A 26,965-nucleotide genomic window follows, 5' to 3' on the forward strand; every position below is an offset into this window, starting at 1 on the left:
TATAGATTGGCAGCATAAAAATATCGCCAACCGTTATCAGGCTGGCGATAGAAAATTTTATTATTTTTTATTGTCCTCTTGACGGGTAGCACACCATTTTTAGTGCAACAGCCCCTTGAATTTCTATATGGTGCGCCCGGCAGGAATCGAACCTGCGCACATGGCTTCGGAGACCAAGACAGCTCTAATTTATAGCAATATGGTTGCTTGTTGGATTCCTTTTATTATATATATGCAAAAAAATATATCGTCAGATGCTTACCTTTACATTTTATTTATTTTTTATTCCAAGGCTTAAACGCCTTGATTTTATCTAGCATTCCAGTAGTATTACCATCAAACGTAATTGCTCTATCATCAAAAATAACCACTGCTGGCGGTTTTTCATCCGTTACATCGTCGACTTGTATTTCATATTTTTTCAGCCATGCCTTTATTGCTTCAATTCCTCCTGGCTTATAGCATCGTGAAGAAACAACAACCACCCGATAGTGCTTACGAACTTCTGTTATAGCTTCCTTAATGCCTTCTACTGGTGGATCAGGAATGATATCTGCACCTTGCCAACGACTCGTATAGCTATTAATTACTCCATCAAAATCGAATATTACAGTTTGCTTGCTCAATTACATTCCTCCTTTCTATTAATTTGCCTCAACAGGACTGATTTTATTATAGGATTCATGGTTATTACCAATCCCAATAACCTTCATGTCATTTTCTAAGACCGCTGCTATTCTTTTTTTCTTTTTCCACCATAGAAATAAACAGGTCCATACTGGGTATAGTTTTCCTGGATGTATAGCATCTGTAGTTAGCTGCCTAATCTAGTTTCTATCTTTTTAGCACCGCGGGCGATTGGACTCGCCCACGGCTGTAATATTCTTATTGTTTTCATGATGTTAGTCTCCTTTTTTATTTATGAGCAAATAATAATTTGATTATGGGTTAGAATAAATAAACAACAAATTTATGGAGGGATCATATATGGCTGATGCCGACAAGTTAATGCAGGAAGAGTTTATGCCTTTTTATAAGCGTACATTTGAAGCGTTTATCAATAACCATAGTTCGCTATATTCAATTGCCGAAAAAATCATGTCTGACAAGAAGAACCACATAGGGATATGCATTACGCTAAACGAAAGTACCATTGGTGAGTACACTGTTTATTTCAATGGAGCAACCATTTCTCATCTTGAAGCTGGGGCACTTTCTTCAGAAATACATACTCCTTTTGGAATCGTTAAGCCATATGTAATTCTTGAAAAAAGTACTGTTGAAAACATGATTGCAGATGAACCGAATTTTATCAAAGATCCAATTACGACTAAAATGAAATACGTCCATAATGTTACTATAAAGTTTTTAAAATGAGTAGATGAGGCTGTCGCATTAGCGATATAATAATATCGCTGACGACAGCTTTTCCCTTGCCAAAACCAAGCAATTCTCTTTTAAAATTGAAGATAGTATTACCTGGAATAAAAAGGGCACACGAAAAAAGAGGAACATTTTCCTCAAATTTTTGTGTGCCCTTTTTCTGGTTTTAAGCTACTTTCAACGGATGCAAATGGACCCGCATCTGCCACTTTGTATTTTATTATGCAGTTTATTCACATTCTCAAAGAGAATCTACCTTACCGTCTGTAACCTTTTCCTAAGTTGAGAATACCTTATATCAATAAATTAAGACTGAGGGATCGGAATGAAATCTGATGACATTGACAATATCGTCATTTGGGCAATAGTCCTCACAATTATTTCAGACGCTCTTGCGTTATTCGCTGAATTATTAAACCAGCGATGTGAAAAGAAAGCAGAACGAGAACAAGAAAAAAAAGAAAAAAAATTCAATCTGGAAATTGAGAACTTACAAAAACGGATTTCTGCCTTAGAGAAACAAGTGGGTACAGTCTAATAATTTCTATCATCCTTCAGCGGATTATTCTTGTCATCAATCTAAAATAAGAAAAACAACTTGTCAGTTTTCCAAACGTGTTTAATTTCTCCACCAGTGACTTTTTTAATTTCGGACGTATCAAGGTGGACTTCAGCTTCAATAGCTTTATCTTTGGATTAATTACGCTGTAGACCAATTGGAATATACCACTCCCAATTACGATAGTTGTTATTTTTAAAGACGGCAACGTCATAGGAATTTTGAGCTGTTTTATTTGTATTAGGTGTGACAATCGTATTATCGGTTTTATCGAGTGCTGCAGGGGGTAGCGTAGGATTTTTATCGTTTATACGTTTTGCTACATCTTCGCAGCTGCCTGTACAGTCGATGTCTGCACAGTAAATACATATGTAAAGTCCGCCAATTATACTGGCGGGCTAACCTAAAAGTTATCTATGACAATCATCTTCCTCAGCCAATTCACGAACTATTCGAAGGAGTTCGCGTTCTATTCTTTCTATCTCTTCGACTTCAAGTTCTAATCTTTCTATTCTATTTTCGTCTTCATGGCAATTTCCGTGTGACATAAATTAACACCTCCTTATTATAACATAATATGTTTTTGAGGTGTTAAAAGTGATAAACACAAAAATATCGCCAAACTCATAAGAGCAAGGTGGTGATTTTTAAATTGGCAAGTGCTTGCCGATTTACTTAAAACAAGAAAAATAACTTATCCGATTTCCTAGTATATTTTACTTCCGATCCTGATCTATTATCACCAAAATGGTGTTCATAACTTACTGCAGCATCCTTGCTGAAATTCCTCTGCAGCTCTACGGGTACATACCGATATCGCCACCATGCTGGCCGTAACCAGCAGACCATCCCCAATTCCTATAGTTGTTATTTTTAAACACAGCAACGTCATAATTATGACTGGTCAATTAATTTCTTAGTAACTTTAGGGGCGTATTCAGAGCACTCGCCACCTTTCCACTTGACAAGCTTGGCTATACATATTTCAAATATGATTGCGAAAATCGGTTAATGTACATTCTACGGTTGGCATATTACTCCTCCTTCTCTATTTTTAGGTATGAAAAAAGCGCCCCAGTGGACGCTTAAAGTTATATTTATTTTTCAATTCCATCGACCATTCATATTCTTTTCAAATATACTTACTTTATCCTCATCTGCTTCACCACCTTTAAGATGCGTTTCAGTATATTTATTTTGGATCTCAACTGAACCAGAATGTTTCAATTCTTCGAATAATTTTTGCCGACCTTCGTCGGATAATTTTTGGACAAATTTATTAATCTCTGTCCATTCATCAATATGATTTTTATTCATATAGTGCCTCCTTATCCAGTCTTACATTTAGTATATCCAAATTTTCATAATATTTCACAATAAAAAAGAGCCCGAAGGCTCTTAGCTTAAATAAGTACAAATAAAGACCCCAAAACAGATAAATCTGCTGCTGGAGTCTCTTTTTCAAAATCTATCCTGCAATACTTAAACTGCATTTAGAAGAGTAGGACAGTATGAAAGAAATTGCAGGTGATAAATGGAATGAAACTGATTTAATCTTTACCACGGTTGTGGGAAAATCCATGTTTCCATCAACCATTAACCACTGGCTCATAAAATTTTAAGATAAGCATAAACTCTCACATATAAGCCCCCACTCTTTCCGGCACATGTCAGTAGCTATGGACCGGGGCTTTATCTGAGCGCGCACGACATGCTCAGATGAGCACTACAGCTGATATCTATGTACATTGTATTACCACAAAAGGATCAGGCAATAGCAGCTAGTTTAAATGAGATTATCGTTAAATCGCAAAATACTAAAGAAGAAAAACCTATGCTAAAAGTTAAACGAAGATACGTCTTGCGCAAATTGTTACCCACGTTGCTACCCAAGTAAACATAAAAGCCTTTGAGGTTAACCCTCAAAGGCTTGAATTTCGTATGGTGCGCCCGGCAGGAATCGAACCTGCGCACATGGCTTCGGAGGCCAATGCTCTATCCCCTGAGCTACGGGCGCACATTAATGAGTTTAAACCACAAAACTCATTATATCATAAAACTAATACCCTGTCTAATCAATTGTCGATGTAAGCTTTCATCATTTATAATCGATCTGAGCCTGACAATAAGGACAAACTTTAGATTCCCGCTCTATCTCATTCCCACAAGACTGACATTTTAACTGCAGAGTATGCTTACAATAAGGACATACTAAAAAACTCTCCTGGACCTTACTGCCACACATAGGACAAGGGGTCGTCTCTTCTACCACAGTTGCTTCTACATCAATAATATCTGGATCGGCGTTCCGCTGCCTGTCTATATTGGGTTTACGACCAAGTAACAAATATAAGGGGACGATTACAATCGGCATCGGAATACTAGCTACAGCCCATAATAGCGAGGTAAAAAAAGGCTGTCCTAGTTTTTTTGCATCATTATATATAAAATACGCAACTATTAACCCAATCAACATATTAATTCCCATATCAAAACCACCTTACCCTAATGATACGTTATTATAGCATCAAAAACAGCAGGTAGGCAACAACTAAGACTTAGCTACTAATTTCTTGCAAAGACTTGCCTTTTGTCTCTTCTCCTAAAAACCAAACGATAACTGCTACTCCTAACATCACAATGGTAAACATCATAAACACCTTACTAAAGCCGTCATTCCCAGATATCATATAACCGACAACCGTAGGTGCCAAAATGCCGCCAATGCGACCTACAGCAGCTGCCCAACCAGACCCATAAGCACGAACTTTAGTAGGATATAACTCTGGAGTATAGGTATATACGACTCCCCATGCTCCTAAATTGAAAAATGACATCATACTGCCCCACCATAATACAGTAGCTGCATTTCCTCCCTGTCCAAAGAAATAAGCACATACAGCACAAGCCGCTAAAAAACCTGATAAAGTAGCTTTGCGCCCTATACGATCTACGAGATAGGCTGCAGCAAAATATCCTGGTAATTGGGCTAATGTCATAACTAACACATATTCAAAAGTTTTAATAACAGTATAGCCCTGCCCTACCATTAATGAAGGCAGCCAAGTAAATATTCCATAATAGGAATACACAATGCCAAACCATAATATCCACAACATAATTGTCCTTTTAATAAACTGCGTTTTCCAGAGATCTGCAAAAACAGCTGGTGTTATATCTTTATTCTCTGGTGCAATTATGCTGGCAGCAGGCTTTATTCCTGCAGACTCTTCCAGTTTACTAACTAGATCATGAGCCTCCTTAACTTTTCCCTTGCCGAGTAAATAAGGAATTGACTCTGGTACTGACTTCCAAACCTTAAATACATATAAGGCAGGTAATGCACCAATAAAAAAAGCGATATTCCAACCATAGCTAGGAATCACCAGATAAGAGATTAAAGCTGCAACTAACCAACCGATCCCCCAAAAGCTTTCTAATAATACTACAAAACGTCCTCTAGCTGTAGGCGGCGCATATTCACTTACTAGGGTAACTGCTACCGGAAGTTGTCCACCTAAGCCGAAGCCTACCAAAAACCGAAACAATAATAAGGATTCAAAGTTCCATGCCAAACCACACAAGCCTGTAGCTACACTATACATAACAAGAGTAGCTGAAAATACTTTCTTACGTCCAAAACGATCTGCCATAGACCCAGACAATACAGCTCCTAATGCCATCCCCACCAAACCAATACTGCCGATGTAGCCAACTTGAGTACTAGTCAGCCCCCATACTTTTGCAAGCGTAGGAAGAACAAAAGCAATAATGCCTGTATCCATGGCATCAAACATCCACCCCAGTCCCGTAATTACTAATAAACGATAATGGAATTTTGTCACAGGCACATTTTCTAATCGAGTAATAATATCCATAAAGCCCTCCAAAGTAATAACATCTGTCTTGTCACATGTATGTATTATAGCGCTTCTCTCTCTTGATGACAATAGTTAGTTTGCTAGAAATTCCTACTCAGCATACATGTTTTTATCTAAAAAAAGCTCTCCAACCTTTTAGGATGGAAAGCCAAAATCTGCTTTTATATTATTGTGTACAAAGTTCTTTTCACTCTTAGTTAAGGATGTTATTCCACCTCGTTTGAGCTGAATTAATGATTCTTCTACCATCGTTATATGTTTACCCATTGTTTTTCGAGCCAGGCTAGGTTTTTTCTGTTCAATTGCATGAAAAATGGAACAATGCGAATCATACAAAACATTCTGCATATTTTCTTCCATAAAAATTTTTTGTCTGGAGAATCGATAGGTACTATTCATTAGATCAGAAACAGCCCCCATTAATTTAATCATAATAGGATTATGGGCGGCTTTCAGTATAGCAAAATGAAAATCTGCATCTGCCTTGTCACCCACTTCTCCATCATTCACTTCATCTACCATGCGATGCAGGGCAGCACGCATCTCTTCTATATCTTCTGGTGTAGCACGAGCAGCGGCTAACGCGGCAATTTCAACTTCTAAAGTTTTTCTTACTTCCAATAAATTCATTGCATCATCAACATTTACATGTAATAAAAAAGATAATGGCTCAAGCATTCCTTCAAAAGACACCTGACGTACAAAACTGCCTTCTCCTGGACGTATCGTTATAATCCCCATTATTTCTAGGGCGCTGAATGCTTCTCGTATAGAGGCGCAACTAACATTTAGTTTCTCTGATAATTCACGTTCCGATAATAATTTATCACCTGGCTGCAATTCCCCGATAACAATAAGCTGCTTAATTTGTTCAATTACTTCTTCATATACTTTTTTTGTTTTAACTGGCTTAAACATATAATCCTCCATCTTCCCTTAATCATTGCAGAGATCTATAAATGTCAGTGATAAGGATGTACGATCTATCAGTTAAATACATGGCGGGCTGCATAGTTTGCCGCCCGCCATGTACTAGATAAGTGTTAGTAACGATGATTATCTATTACATCACTTATAATCATATTTCTTTCATGATATACTATTTTCTTTCATAAGTCTAGACCCTAGTATAACATTCATTTACCCGGAAATCCCTATGGGATCATCCATTGCAACCAGTAAGCTTGCACATAGGTCATAATACCAACGATAACAGCCAGTACTAGAGAATGTTTTACCGTAAAGCCAAACAAATCTCCTTCTTTACCAACTAATCCAGTAGCTGCAGTAGCTACTGCAATACTTTGTGGTGAAATCATCTTACCACAAACACCACCTGAGGAGTTTGCAGCAACTGTTAAAATAGGATCAACACCAACTTGTGTTCCTGTAACAGCCTGCAAGTTGCCAAATAACGCATTTGCAGAAGTATCGGAACCAGTTAAGAATACACCCAACCATCCTAAAAATGGGGAGAAGAATGGGAAGAAAGAACCTGTACCTGCAAGGAATAAGCCAAGAGTTGAGCTCATACCGGAATAATTCATAATATAAGCCAAACCAAGAACACAAGGAATCGTAATCAAAGGTTTTGTTAATTGTTTTAGTGTCTTTGTGAAAATGGAAATGAATCTTCCTGGTCCAACGCCTAATACTGCTGCTGTAATGATTGCTGCAATAAACAAAGCCGTACCTGCTGCACTAAGCCAGTTAAGTTTATAAAGAGCTGCCATCGCAGTTGGCACTTTAGCGATTGGAGCCACCTGCATAACGACTTTATCCAAACCTGGTACTAAGAATTTCAGCGTAACAGCATCCAAAACCGCTACTACCGGTTTTAAGCCCCACAAGATAACCATTACAGTCAAGATAATGAATGGAGACCATGCTTTCATTACTTTACCGAAAGTTAATGCTGCACGATTTGCAACAAGAGTAGGTGCTGGTTCATTAGCAAAGCGCCAAATGCTTTTTGGTTTCCAATATTTTAAGAAGATCGTTAAAGAGATAATACAAGCAAGTGAAGATAAAATATCGGGAAGTTCTGGTCCGATATAGTTGGAAGAAAACCATTGTACACCAGCGAAAGAGATCCCTGCGACTAAACATGCAGGCAATACTTCTTTTGCAGCTTTCCAGCCTGACATTAATACAACTAACCAGATAGGAATAATAATGGATAAGAAAGGTAATTGTCTACCAACCATGGCACTAATTTTCATAGTATCGAGTCCAGTTACTTGTCCAGCGACAATAATAGGAATACCAATACCACCAAAGGCCACAGGAGCTGTATTAGCGATCAGGCATAATCCAGCTGCATATAGAGGATTAAAACCAAGACCCACTAACATACCAGCGGAAATCGCAACTGGAGTACCAAAACCTGCTGCTCCTTCCAAGAAAGCACCGAAACCAAAAGCTATTAAAAGTGCTTGTAAACGACGGTCATCGGTAATTGTCGCAATTGAGTCTTTTACAATTTCAAATTGTCCTGTTTCTACTGTCATGTTGTAGATGAAAATAGCGGTAAGAACAATCCAAAAAATTGGGAATACCCCATATAAAGCACCCATAGCTGTCGCAGTAACTGCGATTCCTGCAGGCATTTGATATACAAAAATCGCTACTAACACTGCTGATGCTGCAGCAAGTGCGCCTGCGATTTGTCCTGGAGTACGACGAATGGCTAAAAGATAGAAAATTACAATAATAGGAATTGCTGCGAAAAGGGATGATAGCGCCAAATTGTTCATTGGATCATAAACTTGAGTCCATGTCATTAAAAAGCGAGGACGTGACTTATGAAAAAAGTAAGTAATAATTGGAAGCAAGCTTTCCCACCCGAAAGCGTCGGAACCGAATTTTTCGAGGAATTTGCAATGCGTGCCCAAAATGTTGCAGCTAAGGTATTTAGAGTAAAAACAGCAGCAGAAGCCCAGTCAGTAATTGTCGAAATCATAAAATCCAGCAATGCCAAAAAAGTGGTGGCGACTCCTGAAGTAGTATCCCCGTTAGAACTCCCTACTATACTAAAATCCATGAATTTAAATTTATATACTGAGCAATCAGATATTCGAACTCATGCCGATACATCAGATGTAGGTATTGCCTGTGTGGAGTTTGGCATTGCCGAAACGGGTAGTGTCTGTGAAGATGGTCTTGCCATTGAACAGCGTCTCATTACAACTCTCCCTCCCATATCGATTGTTGTAATGAATAGTGCAAATGTGGTACCTACCATAGAAGCAGCCTTTGAAACGATTTCCAAGGTATTTGATCACGGTTACATCAGCTTCATCACTGGCCCTAGCCGTACATCAGACATTGAGAGAGTGTTAACTATCGGTGTACACGGACCTAGCCAACTAGTAATTATTGCTATCGATGAAGAAATAAGGGAGGTATGAAATAATGTCTAGCAATCGTAATCTAAAACAAGAAATTAACGAAAAATTAATGGATGAGACCTTGCGCGGTTCTTTAAATCGATTTGCAGAAGCATATCCAATTGCTCGCGCTAAGGCTTATGAAAATGTTGATGACATCGATTCCTTACGTAACTCTGTAAGAGATATGAAAATAGCTACCGTGGAAAACTTGGAGAAAATTGCTGATCAATTCGAAGAACAAGTAACCAAAAGAGGCGGAAAAGTGTTTCGCGCCAAAGATGGAGATGCGTTAAAAGAATATCTCTTTAATCTGTGCAAGGAAAAAGGCGTTAAACGAATTGCGAAATCCAAATCTATGGCTACCGAAGAAATTCATCTGAATCACTTTTTAGAAGAAAAAGGGTTACATGTTAAAGAAACAGATTTAGGGGAGTGGATTATTTCCATTGCTGGACATAAACCATCTCACATGGTTATGCCTGCCATTCACCTTGATCGAAATCAGGTTGCAAAATATTTTTCTCAAGAACTCAATAAAGACATTGAGCCTGATATTGCTTACATGGTACAAGAGGCCAGAATCGCCTTAAGGGATGAATTCCTGCAAGCGGATATGGGTATTACAGGTGCCAATTTCGGTATTGCAGAAAACGGTGCTACCGGACTGGTAACCAATGAAGGAAATGCCCGCTTAGTAGCAACTCTACCACCAATTCAGGTCGTCATTATTGGTTATGAAAAATTGATTCCTACCATTAAAGATGCCGTGCCGATTTTAAGAACCTTGCCAAGGAATGCAACCGGCCAGCTTATGACTAGTTATATGAGTATGATTTCTGGTGCTGCTCCTGCCTTAGTAAAAAAAGATGGTCAATGGGTAGAGCAAGAAAAAGAACTTCATGTCATTCTTTTTGATAACGGACGTTTAAAAGCAGCAAAAGACGATAAACTAAAACAAATTTACCAATGCGTTCGCTGTGCTTCCTGTTTGAATGTTTGCCCAGTTTATACCTTGGTTGGCGGACATGTTTACGGCCATATTTATGCCGGTGGCATTGGTGCCATCTTAACAGCTCTCTTAAATAGTATGGACGATTTTAAACAAATTAATGAAATGTGTATTGGCTGTCGTCGTTGTACTGAAATCTGTCCTGGTAAAATTGATATTCCTGGCCTGATTGAATATCTTCGAGCAAAATCGGTTGAACAAGACGGCCTGCCTTTTGGTGTAAAAGCAGTCTTTGAAAACGTTCTTGCCAATCGAAAAGTCTTCCACAATTTACTGCGTTTAGCCTCAATTGGACAAAAACCTTTTACCACTGGACGTGTTATTAGACATTTACCATTGTTCTTTGCTGGTTTAGCAGCTGATCGCAGTTTACCAGCCGTAGCAGACAAACCGTTTAGAGATCGAGTAAAAAAAGTTACTAAAAAGATAGACAAACCAGTTAAACGTGTTGCCTTCTTCAGTGGTTGTAATATCGACTTTATCTTCCCTGAAACCGGAGAATCCGTCTATAAAGTACTACAAGATCTCAATATGGAAGTTGTCTTCCCTGAAGATCAAAGTTGCTGCGGTAAGCCAGTATTAGGTATGGGTGACCATGAAACGGCTAGAAAAATTGCCAAACAAAATATTATTGCCTTTGAAGAAGCTAAAGCTGACTATATTATGTTTGCCTGCCCAACTTGCGCTGAAACTTGGCATCTTACCTATGTAGAACTGTTTAAAGATGATCCAGAGTGGAGCAAACGAGTCGAAAAACTCGTTCACAATGTACGTGAATTTACCAGCTTTGTTGCTGGTGAATATGATAAGGCTGGCCGTCTAAGCAAAACTACTGGCGGACAAAAAGTAACCTATCATGATTCTTGTCATATGAAACGTGGTCTTAATGTGCACACTGAACCTAGACAACTGCTAGAATCTGCACCTGGTTATGATTTCGTCGAAATGAAAGATTGCGATAAATGCTGCGGTATGGCTGGTGCATTCGGTGTGAAATATACAGAACTATCTATGCCGATCTTAAAAAAGAAAATTGATAATATTAAAGACAGCGGTGCTGAAGTAATTGCTGTAGCCTGCCCAGCCTGCATGATGCAAATTCAAGGTGGATTGGATAAACAAGCTCCTAATGTTAAAATTAAGCATGTTGCAGAAATTATTGCCGAACAAATCAAAGACTAGTAAGATGACAAGGGGTTGAGAGCATTGCTCTCAACCCCTTGTCATCTTTGGTAGTTTATAATTCTGAGGAATAACATTTTTTCTTATAATTTAAGTTTTGTAAGTTAAAAAACATAAGATATTATGAACCACAAAGGCACAATGCCGCTGACGCGGCACACAAAGGAGAACAAAAATAGTGGTTCGATTCGTTTTATATTTTTTAAAGAATACTAAGTGATTTCTTAAGACAGCATTAAAATACCTTTGCTCTTTAGCTCTTCTTTGATCTTAGTCAAGACTTCTTCATTAGGTATCTCTATGGTATGTAAGTGTACGCCACCAGTGATACTTGCTAACTGCTCTGCCTTGCCATCTTTTAACTTATGCAGAAATTCTCCGATTTCGCGACGTGATCCTAGCATTAAATTCGCCTTTAACTCACCGTATAAGGAATGATCCACAATGACATCAAGCACCTTACCACCATTGTCTACAATAATAGATAGTTCTTCTTCTAATTCATCTTGACTGTGCTTACAAGCTAAGGTAGCTTTAATACTCTTAGAACTTTCTACCAATGGCAATAGATATCCTTGAGGCGTAGCATATATCACATTTCCTGCAGCGCGTAAAATAGCAAAATCAGTAACAATCACTTGACGGCTAACACCTAGTTCTTTCGCCAACCAAGTCCCTGTCAATGGCTGCTCTGCTGTCCTTAGTTTCTCTAACAATCGTCCTCGTCGCTCTTTTGCATCCATTACTATGCCCCCTATACTACTATTTTAAATTAAGAAAGCTTCACAACCATCTTAATTGATATGCCTTTTAGCAAACAGAACCCTTTCAGTTTCACAATTCGGCCAAAATGAAATTTTTCCTGCTCATTGTCTATCATTATCCATATTACATAGGATTATGATAAACAAAAAATGAGTATCAGAATCTTCATTCCAATACCCATTATCGTTTCTAATTTGGTGGGCGATGACGGGATCGAACCGCCGACATCCTGCTTGTAAGGCAGGCGCTCTCCCAGCTGAGCTAATCGCCCGTATACTATTTGGTGACCCGTGGGGGAATCGAACCCCCGTTATCGCCGTGAAAGGGCGGTGTCTTAACCGCTTGACCAACGGGCCACATATGGCTCCTCGAGTAGGACTCGAACCTACGACCGATCGGTTAACAGCCGATTGCTCTACCAACTGAGCTATCGAGGAATAACAACATTTATCATTATATATTATCTTAACCATAAATGCAATAGGGTAAACTAACTTTTTTTATTTTATTACAAAAAAGTAGTTATCAGTCTTATTTCAATAATTCTTGCACAAAATTCGGCAGCACAAATGAACTTTTGTGAATGTCTTTATTGTAATATCGAGTAGTTAGCCCTTGAAGATTTTCCATACTAGATTTAATCGGATCATATTTCTTGGAGCCTATGGTGAAGCAATGTAATCCGCTAGGGTAAGTAGGAATGTTCGCCAAATACATTTTCGTAATAGGAAATAATTGGCGAATCTCTTTATTTACATATGTAATTAACTCTTGATGATAAAAAGGAGATTCTGTTTGCTGTACAAACAGTCCATCTTCTTTTAACGCCTTATACACATTAGTATAAAACTCAGGTGTAAACAAACCTTTACCAGGGCCTATAGGATCGGAGCAGTCTACAATGATAATATCATATTTATTTTCAGCTTCTTTCATATGAGAAATACCATCACCAATTTTAAGCTCCAATTTAGGATGCTTATGAATTATAGCTTCACTAATTTCCGGCAGAAATTTTTTACAGACATCAACCACCAAACCGTCAATTTCAACCATTTCTGCTTTCTCAACACAATCATGCCTTACAACCTCACGAATTGTACCGCCATCACCACCGCCAATGACTAGTACCTTCTTAGGGCTAGGATGGGTAAATAAAGGAACGTGAACAATCATTTCATGATAAATAAATTCATCAGTCACCGATGTTTGAAACACACCATCCAGCACTAACATGCGGCCGAATTGGTGAGAATCCACTACCGCGATCTCCTGAAAATCAGACTTTCCCATAAATAATGTTTCTTTTACGCGCGCTCGTAATTCTAAGTCTTTTGTTTGCGCCTCGCTAATCCATATATCCATCTTTGCTTCCCTCCAACTTTTTTATTTTATCGATGTTCTCTCTTATTCAGAGGCTATATGTCCACTATTATGAATTCATTTTAATTACAGCCAGTACCATTGTGCAATATACCGCCGCCATTGCAATCATTCTAAGAAATCCTTCTTTCCCAGATTCTTCTATATTTATAAATTCTATCATAAAATAGCCTTGGGGAAAAGGTCTATTTCTTTTCCCCCATCACCTAACGCAGCATCAACCCTAATTCTTGTCGGCTTATTTTTTTCGAAGAGTTGCGTTGCCTTACTAGTTACAATTAGATTTACCTGTCATATCGTCTTTTATTCCTAAATCACCTGGACAAGTCCCCTTTGGCGTATTCCAGATAGAATTAATCGCATGTGTCGCATTTAATTGAGTCATTAGCCAAATATAGGTATCACGAAACTGATATAAATCAAATTGCGTACTTTTTATTCCATTAAGAATCCAAGCTCCTAACCAAATTATAATAAAAATTGCAGTATAGGCTCCAATACACTTATTGGGGAAATAAATAACCTGTTGAATATTTCTCCACATCATATCTCACCCTCCACAAGTAGATTTATCTGCTAATAAATAGTCTTTCCTTATCCTATTCTGCACAAGTAAAAGAGTTATCGCTCAAATACGATAAATTCTATAAAAAAGGCCCTCTCATTTTATCCCAGAGACAAAATGAGAGGGCCTCTTACATGCTGATTATCGATAGAAGTAAATAAAGGTAGCAGCCACATTCACAATAAGGGCACCAATCATGGGAATAGATGTACGTTTTACTACATCAATTGGCGATACATTTGCAATACCTGAAACGACTACAATAACTGCAGTAATTGGTGACATACTGCGGGCAATACTTGCAGCAAAATGCATTGGCAATAGCATCAGGACAGGAGCAATATCCATCTTAGCGGCTACAACGGGAGTTAAAGCTACAAAAGCAAAGAATGGTGCATTGCCTGACCCCATGACTACAGATGATACCGCAATAATCGATACCATGACAATAATCATACCAGCTCCACCAAAACCTGCTGATTGAGCAGAACTAATAATCGATTCAATGGCTCCCACTGATTTTAACCCCTGAGCAAAGGTTTCCCCTGCTACGACCAAGGTAACTACAGCAGCAAACTGAATGCCCATACCGTCAAAAAAAACTTGCAGATCAGCAAAGACTTTTTTAATATCTCTTTTACGAAGAAACTCAAAAATCATAGATACAAATAAACTAATAAACATCGCATTCACAATATCCATTTTAATTCCTTTAATGCCAATATCACTAAAGGCTAAAATCAGTACTAAAGGCACGACAGGCAATAAGGCAAAAATCCCTGGAGGAAGCTCCTCTTCTGTTTTATTCGTGACTATCTCTGCCCGCTCTACAATATGCCCTTGTTTTTTATCAAACCACTGTTGGACAAAATAATGTAATACCGCAACTACCACCATTACTGTTAAAGCAACGGGAATTTGATACTGGGTCCAATAAGTCGCAATGTCCATACCAGCAGTATTAGCTGACAAGACGCTGCCAGGATCTCCAGGGCTCCAATCCAAGCACAAAGTAGTACCAATAACAGCCGTAGCAGCTAGTCGGCTGACGCCAAGGCGTATTAAAATAGGAAACATAGTAACCATGAGCAGCATGCCTAAACCAGAGGCACTGTTGATAAACAAGCCTAATACCTGACCAACTAAATAACACGCAGCCAACATTACATAGGGAGCATGAAGTTTTTGCAATGGCTTTATGGCAATATTTACCAAAGCCTTGCTAGCTCCAATATGATCCATATATCGAGCAAAACCTCCCACTGCCATAATACTAAGACCAAGACCAGCGGCTCTGCCACTCAACGTCTTTTTGATAAATTCAAACAAATCAAACCAAATGAGTCCCGTACTCTCCTTAACTGGCAAAATCGTTCCCAAACCAAAAATAACAGCACATGACATAAGAATAAGACCACCAAAAACTAAAACAGCTTGTGTCTTGTATTGCTTTAAAATCATGTAGACAACCATTGACGTAACAATAAGTGCTAATAGTATTCCTAACATCTTTATTCCTTCCTCCTATATATCCCTTTCCTCTTTACCATCTGAAGACAAACTCGTTTTCCTACAGTAAATATATTGAAAATGCATTATATATAGTTCTATAAATCTTCATTTTCTCCTGCAGGTGGACATTGTTTTTGTAATTAAATTTATTATATATTTTGAAAATTTAATAAATTTAATTATAATTTACATTTCTCAATATCTAGTTACTTTTACTTGGTGAATATTATATAATCAATGAAGCACTATAAATTATATTATGAGGTACCTATGAGTAAAATGACAATAGCACATCTTAAGACAGGCATTATTTTTGGTGATAATAACACCGCAGAATATGTATATTTGCCAGCCAGCGAAATTGGCATGGAAGAACCCTTATGCGTTCTTGAAACACCTAACGGACGGCAAGATCTCAATATGAAACAAGCCTTATCTTTTATATTAAAACTCAGCTTAAGACCAGTATGTCACCCTCGATTAGGGCGTAGTTCTTTCTAGCTTGATTAGAGTAAAGCCTTTCTTATTTTGCAGCATAGAAAAGGCCTTATTACTTAGTCTTGCTATAAAAATTTGACTTCAGCCACATCTTCATTATTTTCGGCAAAAATTACCGTGCCCTCTATGGTCTTTCCTGCCAAGACTGTAGGTAGCCAATAGATGTCATCCTGCCACATTTCATCATAAGGGATATCGGGCTGTGAAAACCATTGAGGCTTCATTTCTTCCGTTTCTACTGCTTCCCCCTGCCAGGTATGCACTAGAAAGATATGTACATCATGCCGCAGCTGAGGGCTTGCAGGAAAAATGAAATTCAGTTTACCTGCGTACTCCAACTGCCTCTCCTCCACTTGTATACCACTTTCTTCTTCCAGCTCCCGTACAGTTGCTTGCAATACTGTTTCACCTTTTTTAATTTTACCACCAAAACCATTATATTTTCCTTGACCAAAGCCTGTTTTTTTCATCCCAAGCAGAATTTTATCCTTTTTAAGCAAAAAACAGAGTGTGGTTGTATACATTTTCTCATCTTCTTTCTTAAAAGTGCCGGTCATATCCCCTTATCACCCCATAGCTAAGCTTGCATAGCAAGAAGAGTATTACCGGGAAATATCCGCATCCTCTGACAGTAACAATTTAAATTCAAGTTTTTGTTAATGTATCGTATAAGCACAATAAAAAACAACAGTCTATAAAGACAGTTGTGAAATTACCAGTATTTATTCTAATAAAAATTTTTCCATAACGTGTACATCAATCCATTTTCCATCTAACATTCCTTGTTTTACGTAAGTACCAACCTTTGTAAAACCAAGAGAGTGATAGAGTTTATGTCCTGTACGATTAACAGCCAACGTAGTCAGCACCATCTTATAAAATTCTTCCTCTTTCGCCACTTGTATTAAGGCCAATAATAAATGTTTGCCAAGCCTCTTATTCCGTTCTTCTCTTTTAATATAAATGGATAAATCAGCAACACCCCGATAACATTCTCTGGCATTAAAAACATTGAGTGAAGCCCAGCCTTTTATCGTATTCTCTGTATCTTCTATTACTAATACTTTATGTCTAGAACTCCTGCTTCTCAGCCATTCTACCATTTCTTCGACACTTTTTGTATTGGTTTCTAATGTAGCAATTCGATCTTGTATGCCTTGATTATAAATTTCCGTAATTTGCCCAATATCACTTAGAGAAGCAATCCGAATTAAAAATGTACCTTCAGGCAATTCTAAAGTCTCCTGCATATTCCCCTCACTCCCACTTGTCTTAATCCTTGAGTTCCCATTGCTACTTTGAAATAGCATGCTCTCTGGCATACTGCCATAAACACTGATGCACACGAGCAATCTCCTTTCGAGCAGGCAGGGTAGCAATCAGCTTATCAATGTACCCTTGCTCTACTATATAAGAAAAAGAATAGGAAAAGTAGATATCATATATCCAAGACAAACGAAAAAGCATTAAATCATTTCCGTTCTTGATGTCTGGATACTCCACTAATTTCCCCTGTATTATATCCTCAACGATCTTTGCTGAATACGCATTAGTATTTTCTAACTCTAGGGGCAGAGGGATCTTATTATCCTTATCTTTCGTGATTAACATGGAAAAGATGTCTATCTTATCTGCATCTCGAATAATCTTTGCAGGAGTTAGCCACTCTTCACTTTCATCCATTGGTAACTGACGCCGATTATGATATAACACAGCATTTTTTATAATCTTCTGTTCTTGATCATTTAGTCCAGCAGCTTGCATACTACCTGCTTCCTGCAATACTTCCAATCCTAATTGAGCATGATTCACAGACAACGCATCATTAAAGGTTTTATACGTTTGATATTGCTGAAACCTTCCAATATCATGAAGTAAAGCAGCAATTTTGATGTGCTGCATCTGTTCATAAGTACAAGTTAACCATGTACCAATTCTCACTGCATTTTCCAGCACTCGCCTTGTATGCTCTTCCTTCAATCGAATGTGAAATTGCAGCTGCTCATCAGTAGAATAAAAATCCTGAACATAACCATGAAACCAGTTTTTAAGAAATAAAAAAGCATGTTCCTTCATAGGCCCTCCGATTATTTGGCTTTTTTCTTTTCCGCTTTACTAGGAACGCCTGTTAATATGATTTGTTTATCCTGGGTTGTTACCTTAATATCAAAATCAACAATGCCTTCCTTAAATAGTTTAACTTTTAACTCCAGTAACGCTTTGCCTACCTTTTCCTGCAATTCTGACGTAAAAAACTCACTTGCATAATTCTTATTATCTTTTTGTATTCCCCTTACAGGCTGAGGAGTTGCTGTTTCTTCTGCATAATTCTCATTTTCAAAAGTAAGAGTCTCTTTATAATCGCCGAACATAGCTGTGTCACTTAAATTTTTTGGTATTTTTGCCATATTCCATTCACCCTATCATCTTAAAATTTTATACCTATATTATAGCACAAATCCAATTACTTTTCGTTTTTTCCTGTTGTTAGCCAAGTATATAACCCTTCTCCTACAGTGACTCCAGGCCTTGGTACCCAATTTTTCTTTTCTAGCCATTTACGAATGGTCCCTTCTCCATCTGGCTTTATCAGCAAAACCTGGGGGCCAACCAAACCAATCACCCAATTGGATAATTTACTTTGAGCAAGAATCTCCGACGCCATTTCGGGAGTATCACAAGCCAATATCATCGCTCTGGCAAACAAGGTTTTATCATAAGCAGTGGCCCACTGTTGCAGTGTACACAGCACATTTTCCGCGGGAGGTACTTTACTATGATCAGTAATCAGCGCAAATAAATCATCAACTGAAGCTCCTCCTTTTAACGCGCGAAGTATACTACTGCGAGTAATTTCTCCTTGATATACGTAATCTTGAACCTGAGTCTCAGCAAAAACCGATAACATCCACACCACGTAAGGGCTTACACTTTTAGGAACGAAAAAGGAAAGATCTGGTTGAATGATCAGCTGCTGCTCCAGTTCAGCAGGTAAAACCTGCCGCCATTTATCAAATAAAGGCGCAAAAATGACTTCCGTATCTTTATGATACAAATCGATTTTAACCATTTGGCTAATAGCCTTACCTGCGTCTTTCTCCTCTGCCAGCCATTGAGCCAAAGCCAATCCCAAAGGAGTCAATCGCCAGAAATTTCGAGGCATCTTCTCTTCCATCAGCCATTGAGTTGGCAGCTCGGCCGTAGTCTTTTCGAATAATCCACAATACATAAATGGCTCTAATACAACTGCCTCTAACCACTCTTCACTACTAAAAGGATCTTTATCATGAAAAAGCACTGAAGATTCATCTATAACGCTTTTCATCATTAAAGACGCGCCAGTTAACCATGTTCCTTTTACCTGGGCTGCATATTTAAATAAGTTGGCAATAAAAGGTAGGCTTCCTCCCTTATGATATTGAATACGAGAGATTTGCCAGCTCAAAATATAGAGTAAACGGTGGGATGCAGGTGAAAAAATAAAATCATCCCATTTTTCCCCATTTAATTGATAATAGCAATAGTCGCCTTTATCAACTACAACCTTTAAGGCTCCCATCTCCTGTAAAATCCCTAAAAGCATACGTGTCATATTCGTATATAAATTTTCATCAGCGGCTTCTTCCCATTGGTCAGCTGCCGCAGAGCTTAAGCGTGACATTAAACGACGCAATACGGATTTTGCCATGAACTTTTTTACAGTAAGCTTTGGTTTTTCTACATATAAAAATGCAGATAGCTCAATCAAATCCGTAAGAGACTGTCCTCCGCTATCAATTGCAGAATGTGTGGCCGGCAACCGCGCTTCTAAAAAATAATAAAATGCTGACATTTTATCAAGTGTTTTCTTAAAGTCGGGTATAGCTAACAGAGACTGAGGCATCTGCCCTTCTAACAGCCATCCCTTCTGCAGTAAATCGGTAACTGCAGCATCAATTGTTTTCACGGGCACTGTCGAACGATACTTTTCATATATTTGATTTATAGCTACTGGCTTGCCAGCGAATTCACATAGAAAAGCCATTATACTTTGCTCTTCTTCTCTCAATTCATGATATACTCCAGCAAATCGTGGGATATGGAAGATAGCCTCACGTAGTAATTTAGGAACATTGCCCACCCAGCCGCTTACATCAAATAACCAACACATTTTATTTAAGGCTGTTTTATTCAATGCATAGATTTCTTCTAAGGTATATGCATGATCCAAACGTAAGGATAATTTTCTATTTGGCAAAATTCCCCATTCCTTCCCTTGCCAATGTTTCATCAAAATCCAAGATTTGATACTGGTATCCCTGCTCTGTTAAAAATAACTGACGATGGTGAGCAAATTCCTGCTCCCGAGAATCCTTAGAGACTACACTATAAAAATAAGCCGACCGACCATCATCTTTAGGCCGCAAGATTCTGCCCAAGCGCTGAGCCTCTTCCTGACGAGAGCCAAAAGCTCCAGAAACCTGCACACCTACTGCAGCATCCGGCAAATCAATGGCGAAATTAGCCACTTTTGATACAATGAGTACTGCAATTTTTCGATTGCGAAATGCTTGATACAACTCATCCCGTTTTACTGTTGGCATCTTGCCAGTGATGAGGGGAAATCCAAAATAGTCGGCAATCCCTTCTAACTGCTTTATATATTGACCAATAATCAATATACCTTCTCCAGCATGTTTATGCAAGATATATTCGATAGCCTTTAACTTAAAAGTATTTTCCGCTTCCATACGATAGGCTATTCGTTCTGGAACTTGGGCACACTCCATGCGCAGGGAAAAATCCATGGGCACACGTACTTCTGTACAGACTGCTGTAGCAATCCAGCCGGCACTCTCCATTTCAGTCCATGGAACATCCAGCTTTTTGGGACCAATCAAGGTAAAGACATCGGCTTCCTTGCCATCTTCTCTTACCAAGGTAGCTGTTAAACCTAATCTGCGTTTTGCCTGCAATTCGGCTGTAACTTGAAAAACAGGGGCTGGCAGAGTATGTACTTCATCATAAATAACCAATCCCCAAGCCCGGGCATTAAAAATTTCAAAGTGAGGAAAGGGACCATTTTTAACAGGGCGATAGATTACCATTTGATACGTGGTAACTGTTACTGGGCAGATATCTTTTCTATCTCCAGAATATTCACCGACTATTTCTGCCGGCAAATCTGTTTTCTCCACAATTTCTCTCATCCATTGATGTACAGCGCTGGTTGAGGTTGTTAAAATCAGCGTATTCATTCCAACCCTTTCCATTGCGCCGATGCCAATTATCGTTTTTCCTGCACCGCAGGGTAAAACCAAGACTCCTGATCCACCCGTCTCTCGACCGCCATCATAAAAAAGATCAACAGCCTGCCTCTGATAATCCCGCAGGGAAAATTCTCGTCCAGTTAGATCCTTATGCCGTAATGTTATCGCTAACTTTTCACCATCAACATAACCAGCTAAATCCTCAATGGGATAACCAATTTTTACTAAAAGCTGCTTTATAATCCCCCGTTTTCCTGCTGGGATAACCAAAGTGTGTTCATCTAATTTTGCTGTAAAGATGGCCTTTGTCTCTTTATGCCCAGCAATGGTCATAATCGTAGGAATATCCTGGGAGTAAAGATATAAGAATTCTCCAGGCACTGTAAGCTCATCGGCTTCATGTTCTGCGATCATTGGTGGATATGCCATTAGTTTTACTAGACCATAACGACTCATGTAGCCTTCAATATCACGACACACATTATTCGGCAAAGGGAACTTCACATAAGTTAATAAAAATTCAAGCACCTGAGCCGCTGTCTGACCTGTGGCTGCAGCATTCCATAAAGATAAAGGAGTAATACGATATGTATGGATATGTTCAGGACTTTTTTCTAAATCTGCAAACGCAGACAATCCACTGCGAACGATTTCAAAATCAGGATGATATGCTTCTAGCAATACTGAAAAATCGCCTTGAACAATCATTGGATTCGTTGGATTATATACCACATTTACCTCCTAATAATACATGCTATGTAATGGTCTTTAATCACATGCTATATCCTTATATTGTACGACGCTTAAAAGGATTCGTCAAAAGATAAAGAAGAATTAGATTCAATTCTATTATTGTGACAAGCATCACAGTATCTATACATGTTTTACTCTATATTTACAATATAAGAAGTTAAAAGGAACGATATGGAGGATGTACCATGATTGATATAATTTTTTAATTCAGAAAACTATTTTTCTAAAATAAAAAATGACCTAAAACCCCAGGGTCTCAGATCATTTCACTAAATGAGCAATTGCTCAAGTATTGCTATTAGGTCAATCGAGAGTAGTGATTACAAATCATCAAACATATCGGTGTTAGGTGATTTCAATACCATTTTGAGAGCAAGAGCACATGCACCGATTACGCCTGAATCTGCACCGAGTTTTGATATAATAATCGCAGTTGCATCTTCCACTTCAGAAAAAGTATGCGATGCAATCACTTCATGAAAGTCTTCCATAAAGAATTCTGCTACGATCGCCAATTTACCTCCGATAAAAACTGCATCTGGATTATACAGATTAATCATGTGAGAAGTTGCTAAAGCCACATAGTGAGTTGCTTGTCGCAGCACATCTCTTGCATAAGACTCTTTCTCTAAAGCAACTTCTACTATATCATTTATTTGTATTTCTTGCGTAATGTTAAAACGCTTTTTTAATGGATCTTCATCAGCAAGAAAAGGCAACTGGGCATTTACTTTTTGGACAAGGGCAGGAATACCGCAGATGGTTTCTAAACAACCACGATTTCCGCAATTGCATAAAGTTCCCTGATCGATCATGACAGTATGACCAATTTGTCCAGCATACCCTTGGGAACCTTGTACAATATGCTCCCCCATAATGATGCCAGCACTAATTCCTTCTCCCATGTTGATGTAGATTAAATTTTCACAATTAATGCCGCCCCCATACCACTTTTCCCCTAGAGCTGCAACTTTTGAATTGGTTTCAATATAGATAGGCAGTCCGAATTCGTTTTCCAAAGTGGCCTTTAACGGATAGCCATTCCACATCTTACCTAGATTTACAGCTCTTTTTACTGTGCCTTCACTCCGATTTAGCATACCCGGGAATGCAATTGCAATTGCTACAATTTTTTTCTCCCTATTTTCTTTATTCAGGCTAACTTGTTTAATGATACGAATAAGTTCTTTTACTGCTATTGCTGGGTCTTTCATATCTACCGTTACTCGCCCAATACAAGTGGGAATATTTTTCAAATCAGCAAGAGCAACTGTTATTTCCTGGCTAGTCACTTCTATACCGATTACATATCCCGCACTACAATTAAATTGTAAATTGACAGGTTTTCTTCCTCCTTGAGATTGACCTAAGCCAACTTCCCTTACAAATCCTGTATCAATTAATTCTCGTATAATACCTGTAATCGCGGGCGGAGTAAGACCAGTTAACTCGGCAATTTGCTGACGAGAAATTAATTCATTATCTTTAATAATATTTATAATCGTCATTCGATTTAGCTTTTTAACATATTTACTATTGCCAGGGCTTCTCATCTTTCTTCATCCCTCAACTTTAATTTGATTACTATGAATGAACTATTCTCAATGAAATTATACCTTAATATTAATGCTATTGCGAACTATATTACAAGCCTTCCTCTATTGCACTTCACATTACACAATGCTCTCTTAGCAATAAAGAGGATACTGACAGCTAATCTTTATTCTTAACTGTTAAAGTAAATACACTAATTTCAGGTGGACAACCAAGACGAAACGGTATCCATTGTCCTGTTCCTGGACTAACATATCCATAAGAATGATTTTCCTGATAAAGCCCACGCATATAATGATAACTTACCGGCAGTAGGGACTTTCCTAAGATATTAACTTGCCCTCCATGGGTATGTCCTGATAGAGTAAGTGGTATTTGCGAAGCAAAAGCATTATACAAAAAATCGGGATGATGTGCCAATAATACTTTAAAGGCATCTTTAGGTATATCCTGCTCTGCCTTTGTCATAAATTGTTGTCGTGTTCGTTCCTTTTCTCCAATATCTTTTGGCCAAGGATAATCAACACCTAATATATATACGATGGTTCCTCCTACCTGAACTGGAATATTACTATTTTTCAGGACATGGATTGGACTATTGTGCAAAGCTCTGCTAATCCGCTTAACATCCCGAAAATATTCGTGATTACCCCAGCAGAAATAAACACCATAAGGTATTAAGGAACAGAATTCGCTAAGTTTAATTATCGCTGCGTCAAGTAGATTCAAATCATCAATTAGATCTCCTGTTATCACTACCATGTTTGGTTTTTCTTTTATAATCAATTGTAACACTTCATCCAATCGTTCTAGACTAAAAAATGGTCCTAAATGGGTATCACTAATTTGTGCTATTTTAAACCCTGCTAACTCTTGAGAAAGTCCTTCAAAAGGCAACGCTACATGCTTGACTACCATTTCCTTTTCTGCTGAATATACGCCTTTAGCACTTATTCCTAAGGATAATACAGGTGCAGCATAAAGCACACTTTGTAAAAATGTACGACGACTGACGTCCATCTTACCAGTTTTCTTTTTAACATTCGTAAGATTTAGCAACCTTCTTATGGCAAATAATACAGGAAAAAAGCAGAGTAAAACAACTCCGCTGATGATCCAAACGTAAGCAAAATCAACAACCGGGGTTATCCATCGATAGAAAAAAGCGGCATCTGGCTGGAACCACCAATTATAGTTAATAAAGAACCAAGCAAGTCCCGTTATAAGCCAATACATACGATTTTTACTAGAAAAATTTTCATTAAGAAACCATTGGGTTAGTAAACGCCAATTCACCCAGAATATGGCTAGCATAACGACGACTAATATACTATACATTATTACCATTCATGATCCTCCAACCATATATTTATATCATCTAAGGACATTATTTCCGAGATCCCTTCTTTCCTATCCTTAGATTCTACGTAAAGCATTAGAAAAACAGTAAAAAGACCTTGTCAGACAGTTTTATAATCGACAAGATCTTCTTACTATTCTCTTTCAATTGGAACCACTCTCGCCACTTCTTTTATAATTTAAACTTCTCCACAGAAGTTCTTAACTGATGAGCCATAGCGCTTGTTTCTTCTGCACTAGCTGCTACAGTCTGCATAGCCGCTGACTGCTGCTCAGAAGAGGCTGCAATTTCTTCACCATGAGCTGCAACACTTTCTATCATCGTTGCAAGGCTATTAATTAATTTTACGATTTGCTCGGAACTTGCAACTTCCGAGGAAGTTACATCACCGATATCTTTTGTTTCTGTTACGGTTTGCTTCACAGCCTGCAAAATACTATCCAAAGCGCCTCCCGCTTCATTAACAGTAGAAACACCAGAATCTACCTCAATAGCATTTTGAGCCATGGCTGTCACTGCAAGATTTGTTTTTTCAGTAACCATCTTCACTAAGGAAGTAATCTCTTGAGCGCCTTGATCCGATTGTTCTGCCAACTTACGTACTTCTTCGGCAACAACGGCGAAGCCCCGTCCATGTTCCCCCGCCCGAGCAGCCTCAATCGCCGCATTAAGAGCCAAAAGATTGGTCTGCTTAGCCAAGTTGGTAATGGTATTTGTAATTTGTGAAATTTGCTGTGAATAAGTGTTAAGTTCTTCAATGACTTGACTGGAATTTTGCGTTTGCTCTTTGATATTATCCATTTTTTTCACTGATTCAGTAACCCTTTTTCGCCCTTCTTCTGCTGCATGCAATGTATTTTCGGAGTTTGTAATGGTATTTTCCGATTTTGATTTTGCAATTTGAATGAGACTAGATAACTCTACTAACGCTTGGGATGCTTCCAACATGGATTGATTGCCTAAATCTGCTTCTTGCGCTAAGTGCTGCATATTTTTGGATACATCTTCACTAGAAGAAGTTACCTCTTCTGTCGAGGTCGCCATTTCTTCTGATGCACTCGCTAATTGTCCTGAGGCAGATCGAATGTTCGTAATCATTTCCACGAAATTTTTATGCATTTCCTGCAGAGAAGCTGCCAGCTCACCAATTTCATCTGAGCTGGCAACTTCAACCTGGCTACGTAAGTCACCATTTGCATATTGATGCGCAATTTCAGTAAGCTTGATGACAGGTCTTCGAATCATATTGGTTAAAGTGATTGCAATAACTATGCCTAACACTAACACCACTAAACTGATGATTCCAGAAGTAATAATTACAGTATTATTAGAACCTATACTTTCTTTAATAAAGCCTTTTGCCGCATCAACGTTTATTTGAGCAAAGCCATCTAAGGCCTTTTCAATCCCTTGGGATTGAGGTGCGATCCGCTTGGCAAAATCTGCTAATTTTACTTTGTTTTCTTGGGCTTTGCCATAATCGCCTGCCGCAATCAGCCGATTATACTCTTTTGCAAGTGGCACAAACTCTGCCATAATTGTATTTTTATATTTCACCGTTTCATCAATTACAGTTTGTACTTCCTGTTTTCTTTCAGGTCTGGCAAGTGCTAATAAATCGTTCTCTAGCTGTATAACCTTTTCAAAATCACTATTAATTCGGTTTAAATATACTTCATCTCCATAGGCTGCATAAGCACGAAGATCAGATACAGTGATTTTATATTGAATCGTAATCGCATCAGCAATCGCCATGCGAACATTTGCCTGATTGATATTTTCCAAATCATTTTTTGCATGATTTAATGAAATAAATGAATTAATCGCCATAATAATAATCAAAGCAATTACAATTGCAAAACTAGCAGCAATTTTAGCACCTATCTTTAATTTTATTCTCATTTTAAACTCATCACCTTT

At 38.2% G+C, this 26,965-nt stretch carries 26 protein-coding genes and 4 tRNA genes; 5 read left to right on the plus strand and 25 right to left on the minus strand.

The genetic code is table 11. The annotated features are described in order from the left end of the window. Positions 1–275: 275 nt before the first annotated feature. Positions 276–626 carry an HAD domain-containing protein gene (locus tag LMF89_RS16255; protein WP_229536015.1) on the minus strand — a complete coding sequence of 117 codons (351 nt, stop codon included), beginning with the start codon at positions 624–626 and terminating at the stop codon, positions 276–278. Positions 627–987: 361 nt separating this feature from the next. Here LMF89_RS16255 and LMF89_RS16260 point away from each other — a divergent pair, with 361 nt between their 5' ends. Both LMF89_RS16260 and LMF89_RS16265 read left to right on the plus strand, forming a co-directional pair. Then, positions 988–1,377, plus strand: coding sequence for a hypothetical protein (locus tag LMF89_RS16260; protein ID WP_229536016.1), 390 nt, complete (start codon positions 988–990; stop codon positions 1,375–1,377). A 331-nt stretch (positions 1,378–1,708) separates the two neighbouring features. Continuing rightward, positions 1,709–1,921: a hypothetical protein gene (locus LMF89_RS16265; RefSeq protein WP_229536017.1), complete on the plus strand. Its 213-nt coding sequence runs from the start codon at positions 1,709–1,711 to the stop codon at positions 1,919–1,921. Between the two features lie 431 nt (positions 1,922–2,352). Here the strand turns inward: LMF89_RS16265 and LMF89_RS16270 are convergent, their stop codons facing one another. The 8 genes from LMF89_RS16270 to LMF89_RS16305 form a co-directional block, all read right to left on the minus strand. Then, positions 2,353–2,490, minus strand: a complete 138-nt coding sequence (locus LMF89_RS16270) for a hypothetical protein (protein WP_229536018.1) — start codon at positions 2,488–2,490, stop codon at positions 2,353–2,355. 206 nt (positions 2,491–2,696) lie between these two features. Beyond that, complete coding sequence (locus tag LMF89_RS16275; RefSeq protein ID WP_229536019.1) at positions 2,697–2,834, minus strand: hypothetical protein; 138 nt, start codon at positions 2,832–2,834, stop codon at positions 2,697–2,699. A 212-nt stretch (positions 2,835–3,046) separates the two neighbouring features. Next, positions 3,047–3,259, minus strand: a complete 213-nt coding sequence (locus LMF89_RS16280; protein ID WP_229536020.1) for a hypothetical protein — start codon at positions 3,257–3,259, stop codon at positions 3,047–3,049. Positions 3,260–3,884: 625 nt separating this feature from the next. After that, positions 3,885–3,959: transfer RNA gene (locus LMF89_RS16285), tRNA-Arg, on the minus strand. 81 nt (positions 3,960–4,040) lie between these two features. Next, entirely contained in the window at positions 4,041–4,430 is a 390-nt protein-coding gene (locus LMF89_RS16290) for a zinc ribbon domain-containing protein (RefSeq protein ID WP_229536021.1), read from the minus strand. A gap of 70 nt (positions 4,431–4,500) precedes the next feature. Next, positions 4,501–5,820, minus strand: coding sequence for an MFS transporter (locus LMF89_RS16295; RefSeq protein WP_229536022.1), 1,320 nt, complete (start codon positions 5,818–5,820; stop codon positions 4,501–4,503). Positions 5,821–5,958: 138 nt separating this feature from the next. Continuing rightward, positions 5,959–6,741, minus strand: a complete 783-nt coding sequence (locus LMF89_RS16300; protein ID WP_229536023.1) for a FadR/GntR family transcriptional regulator — start codon at positions 6,739–6,741, stop codon at positions 5,959–5,961. A gap of 236 nt (positions 6,742–6,977) precedes the next feature. Next, positions 6,978–8,606, minus strand: coding sequence for an L-lactate permease (locus LMF89_RS16305; RefSeq protein WP_229536079.1), 1,629 nt, complete (start codon positions 8,604–8,606; stop codon positions 6,978–6,980). A gap of 21 nt (positions 8,607–8,627) precedes the next feature. Between LMF89_RS16305 and LMF89_RS16310 the strand changes: the two genes are divergently transcribed. Continuing rightward, positions 8,628–9,233, plus strand: coding sequence for a LutC/YkgG family protein (locus LMF89_RS16310; RefSeq protein ID WP_229536024.1), 606 nt, complete (start codon positions 8,628–8,630; stop codon positions 9,231–9,233). A 4-nt stretch (positions 9,234–9,237) separates the two neighbouring features. Next, positions 9,238–11,406, plus strand: coding sequence for an L-lactate dehydrogenase (quinone) large subunit LdhH (ldhH, locus tag LMF89_RS16315; protein ID WP_229536025.1), 2,169 nt, complete (start codon positions 9,238–9,240; stop codon positions 11,404–11,406). 224 nt (positions 11,407–11,630) lie between these two features. On the opposite strand, the gene LMF89_RS16320 is transcribed toward ldhH, so the two are convergent. From LMF89_RS16320 to dcuC, 7 genes are all read right to left on the minus strand, one after another. Next, the gene (locus tag LMF89_RS16320) at positions 11,631–12,149 is read right to left on the minus strand and encodes a transcription repressor NadR (protein WP_229536026.1); all 519 of its coding nucleotides are present in this window, start codon (positions 12,147–12,149) and stop codon (positions 11,631–11,633) included. Between the two features lie 217 nt (positions 12,150–12,366). Beyond that, positions 12,367–12,442 (minus strand) — tRNA-Val (locus LMF89_RS16325). 10 nt (positions 12,443–12,452) lie between these two features. Then, positions 12,453–12,527 (minus strand) — tRNA-Glu (locus LMF89_RS16330). Positions 12,528–12,532: 5 nt separating this feature from the next. Continuing rightward, positions 12,533–12,608 (minus strand) — tRNA-Asn (locus LMF89_RS16335). A 94-nt stretch (positions 12,609–12,702) separates the two neighbouring features. Then, a complete protein-coding gene (speE, locus tag LMF89_RS16340; RefSeq protein ID WP_229536027.1) occupies positions 12,703–13,536 on the minus strand; it encodes a polyamine aminopropyltransferase in 834 nt (277 codons plus the stop codon). A 286-nt stretch (positions 13,537–13,822) separates the two neighbouring features. Next, positions 13,823–14,101, minus strand: a complete 279-nt coding sequence (locus tag LMF89_RS16345; RefSeq protein ID WP_229536028.1) for a hypothetical protein — start codon at positions 14,099–14,101, stop codon at positions 13,823–13,825. A gap of 159 nt (positions 14,102–14,260) precedes the next feature. Then, a complete protein-coding gene (gene dcuC / locus LMF89_RS16350) occupies positions 14,261–15,628 on the minus strand; it encodes a C4-dicarboxylate transporter DcuC (protein WP_229536029.1) in 1,368 nt (455 codons plus the stop codon). Positions 15,629–15,901: 273 nt separating this feature from the next. On the opposite strand from dcuC, the gene LMF89_RS16355 reads away from it, so the two are divergent. Beyond that, positions 15,902–16,132, plus strand: a complete 231-nt coding sequence (locus LMF89_RS16355; protein WP_229536030.1) for a hypothetical protein — start codon at positions 15,902–15,904, stop codon at positions 16,130–16,132. A gap of 62 nt (positions 16,133–16,194) precedes the next feature. Here LMF89_RS16355 and LMF89_RS16360 read toward each other — a convergent pair whose 3' ends face one another. From LMF89_RS16360 to LMF89_RS16400, 9 genes are all read right to left on the minus strand, one after another. Next, the gene (locus LMF89_RS16360; RefSeq protein ID WP_229536031.1) at positions 16,195–16,686 is read right to left on the minus strand and encodes an 8-oxo-dGTP diphosphatase; all 492 of its coding nucleotides are present in this window, start codon (positions 16,684–16,686) and stop codon (positions 16,195–16,197) included. Between the two features lie 165 nt (positions 16,687–16,851). Next, complete coding sequence (locus LMF89_RS16365) at positions 16,852–17,379, minus strand: arsinothricin resistance N-acetyltransferase ArsN1 family A (RefSeq protein WP_229536032.1); 528 nt, start codon at positions 17,377–17,379, stop codon at positions 16,852–16,854. A 43-nt stretch (positions 17,380–17,422) separates the two neighbouring features. Continuing rightward, entirely contained in the window at positions 17,423–18,205 is a 783-nt protein-coding gene (locus LMF89_RS16370; RefSeq protein ID WP_229536033.1) for an HD domain-containing protein, read from the minus strand. 11 nt (positions 18,206–18,216) lie between these two features. Then, positions 18,217–18,537, minus strand: a complete 321-nt coding sequence (locus LMF89_RS16375; RefSeq protein ID WP_007954016.1) for a BON domain-containing protein — start codon at positions 18,535–18,537, stop codon at positions 18,217–18,219. 56 nt (positions 18,538–18,593) lie between these two features. Beyond that, positions 18,594–20,366: a helicase-associated domain-containing protein gene (locus tag LMF89_RS16380; protein WP_229536034.1), complete on the minus strand. Its 1,773-nt coding sequence runs from the start codon at positions 20,364–20,366 to the stop codon at positions 18,594–18,596. Then, positions 20,356–22,110 (minus strand): DNA repair helicase XPB, encoded by a 1,755-nt coding sequence (locus tag LMF89_RS16385; protein ID WP_229536035.1) that lies wholly within the window; start codon positions 22,108–22,110, stop codon positions 20,356–20,358. Before LMF89_RS16385 ends, LMF89_RS16380 begins: the two co-directional genes overlap by 11 nt. 341 nt (positions 22,111–22,451) lie before the next feature. Beyond that, complete coding sequence (locus LMF89_RS16390; protein ID WP_229536036.1) at positions 22,452–23,684, minus strand: ROK family transcriptional regulator; 1,233 nt, start codon at positions 23,682–23,684, stop codon at positions 22,452–22,454. A gap of 160 nt (positions 23,685–23,844) precedes the next feature. After that, a complete protein-coding gene (locus tag LMF89_RS16395) occupies positions 23,845–25,032 on the minus strand; it encodes a metallophosphoesterase (protein ID WP_229536037.1) in 1,188 nt (395 codons plus the stop codon). A gap of 184 nt (positions 25,033–25,216) precedes the next feature. Then, entirely contained in the window at positions 25,217–26,947 is a 1,731-nt protein-coding gene (locus tag LMF89_RS16400; RefSeq protein WP_229536038.1) for a methyl-accepting chemotaxis protein, read from the minus strand. Positions 26,948–26,965: the final 18 nt, after the last annotated feature.

The organism is Pelosinus baikalensis, from assembly GCF_020819555.1.
Lineage (GTDB): Bacteria > Bacillota > Negativicutes > DSM-13327 > DSM-13327 > Pelosinus > Pelosinus baikalensis.